Here is a 2,408-nt window from a genome sequence, read left to right on the forward strand (position 1 = left end):
GTCGTTCCACGCGGCCAGCGCCGCGGTGTCGGCCGCCGAGAGCAGGTCGAGGCCGGCCGCCGGCAGCGCGGGCGACGCGACGACGGACGTCAGGGCGCGCACCACGCGGTCGAGCAGGGCGGGGACGACGCCCTCGCCGAGCAGGTCCGGGCGGACGTCCATGCGGAGCGTGAGCCGGTCGCCGGGCAGCGCGACGAGCGTGACCGGGTAGTGCGTGGCGTCCTGGGTGGTGATGTCCGTGACCCGCAGGCCGGTGCCGGGAAGCTCGAACGCGGCGGGGTCGAGCGGGTAGTTCTCGAACACGGTGAGGGTGTCGAACAGCGGCCCGACGCCCGCGAGGCGCTGCGCCTCCGCGAGGCCAAGATGGAAGTGCTCGCCGAGGCGGGACTGCTCGCCCTGCACGTGGCGCGCCGTCTCGAGCAGCGGGTCCTGGGGACGCAGCCGCACCCGGACCGGGAGCGTGGTGATGAACAGCCCGACCATGCTCTCGACGCCGTCGAGGAGCGGGGGGCGGCCCGACACCGTGGCCCCGAACACCACGTCCGAGCGGCCGGTCGCGGCGCCGAGCACCACGCCCCACGCGGCCTGGACGAGGCTGTTGAGCGTGACGCCGCCGGCGCGGGCGGACGCGGTGAGCGCGGCAGTGAGCTCCTCGTCGAGCTCGGCGTGCAGGCTCTCGGGGAGGACGGCGCCGCCGGCGGGCGTGCCGGCGAGCAGGGTGGGCTCCTCGAGGCCGGCGAGCGCGTCCTTCCACGCCGCCGACGCCGCGTCGCGGTCCTGCCTCCCGAGCCACTCCAGGTACGTCCGGTACGGCGTCACCGGCGGCAGCGCCCGCTCGTCGCCGCCGGCGGCGTACAGCGCGAAGAGGTCGCGGGCGACGAGCGGCATCGACCAGCCGTCGAGCAGCAGGTGGTGGTTGGTGACGACGACCCGGGAGCGGGAGGGGGAGAGGCGCAGCAGCGTCAGCCGGACGAGCGGCGCGGAGGCGAGGTCGAACCGGCGGCTGTCGTACGCCGCCTCCCGCGCCAGGGCGGCCGGCAGCTCGTCGCCGGACAGCCCGCTGAGGTCGGCCTCACGCCACGGCAGCGCGGCCTCGCGCAGCACGACCTGCACGGACTCGCCGGACTTGCGCTGCCGGAACGCCACGCGCAGGTTCGCGTGGCGGCGCAGCAGCGCCTCGCCGGCGGCGCGCAGCCGGTCGGCGTCGAGCGTGCCCTCGAGGTCGAGGGCGAACTGCACCGTGTAGACGTCGCTGCCGCTTCTGCCGGTGGCGGCGGCGCTGTCGCGGTCGTACACCGCGTGGAACAGCAGCCCGTCCTGCAAGGGGGTCAGCGGGAGGATGTCCTCGATACGCGTGCTCACGTCAGCAGTCCCCATTCGGAGTCGAGGTCGTCGTCAAGGTCGGATGCGAGGTCTTGCTCGAGCTCGTCGATGTCGTCCTGCGTCAGCGAGCTCAAGGTGAGGTCCGACGGCGTGTGGCCGCCGGCCCCGGTCGCGGTGTGCGCCACGAGGCCGAGCAGCGCCTCGCGCCACCGCTCCGCCAGCCCGTGCACGTCCCGCTCGTCGAGCAGCTCCCGCGGCCAGGAGCAGTGCACGAGCAGCTGCGGCCCCGCGACGCCGTCGGCCACGACCGCGTTGATCTCCAGCGGGTGCGCGACCGGCATGCCCGGGTCGGCGCCACCGCCGAGCACCTGCGCGCCGGGGGCGACGGCCCAGTCGGCGCCCGCGCCGGGCTCGGGGCGGGGCATCCGCCCCAGGTAGTTGAAGCAGATCTGTGGAGGTGGCAGCTCGGCGAGCACCGCGGCGGTGCGCGGGTTCAGGTGGCGGAGCAGGCCGTAGCCGAGGCCGCGGTCCGGCAGCGCGCGCAGCTGCTCCTTGACGCTCTTGAGCGCGCGCCCGAGCGTCTCGCCGTCGACCCGCCGCCTCGCGCCCGAGGCAGGGTCGAGGGCGGGGTCGAGCCGCACCGGGAAGACGCTGGTCAGCCAGCCGACCGTGCGCGAGAGGTCCGCGCCGCTGCCGAGGGGCTCGCGCCCGTGGCCCTCCACGTCGAGCAGCACGTCGGCCACGTCCGCGCCCGCGTCCCGTCGCCAGGCCACGAGGGCGACGGCGAGCGTGCTCAGCAGCACGTCGTTGATGCCCGCGTGGAACGCGGCGGGGACCGAGGTCAGCAGCGGTGCGGTGTGCTCGGCGCCGAGCGTCCAGCTGACCGTGCGCGTGGCGCCGAAGGTGTCGACCGCGGGGTCGACCGGGCGGCGCAACGGGAGCGGCTCGCGGCCGGCGCCGTCGCGGAGCGCCTCGACCCACGTCGCCAGCTCCGCCACGCGCTCGGGAGCGGCGGCCGCGGCGACGAGCTCGCGCGCCCACGAGCGCAGCGACGTGCCCGGCCGGTCGAGCTCGGCGGGCCGGTC

The 2,408-nt window shown here is 76.2% G+C and carries 2 protein-coding genes; both read right to left on the reverse strand.

The window, feature by feature from the left end; genetic code table 11:
* The coding region (locus tag G9H71_RS25395) for a condensation domain-containing protein (RefSeq protein ID WP_331273196.1) at window positions 1-1,362 on the reverse strand (1,362 nt) is incomplete at its 3' end.
* The coding region (locus G9H71_RS22250) for a condensation domain-containing protein (protein ID WP_231135314.1) at window positions 1,359-2,408 on the reverse strand (1,050 nt) is incomplete at its 5' end. The genes G9H71_RS22250 and G9H71_RS25395, both read right to left, overlap by 4 nt.

The sequence above is a fragment of the Motilibacter deserti genome, from assembly GCF_011250635.1.
Classification (GTDB): Bacteria; Actinomycetota; Actinomycetes; order Motilibacterales; family Motilibacteraceae; genus Motilibacter_A; species Motilibacter_A deserti.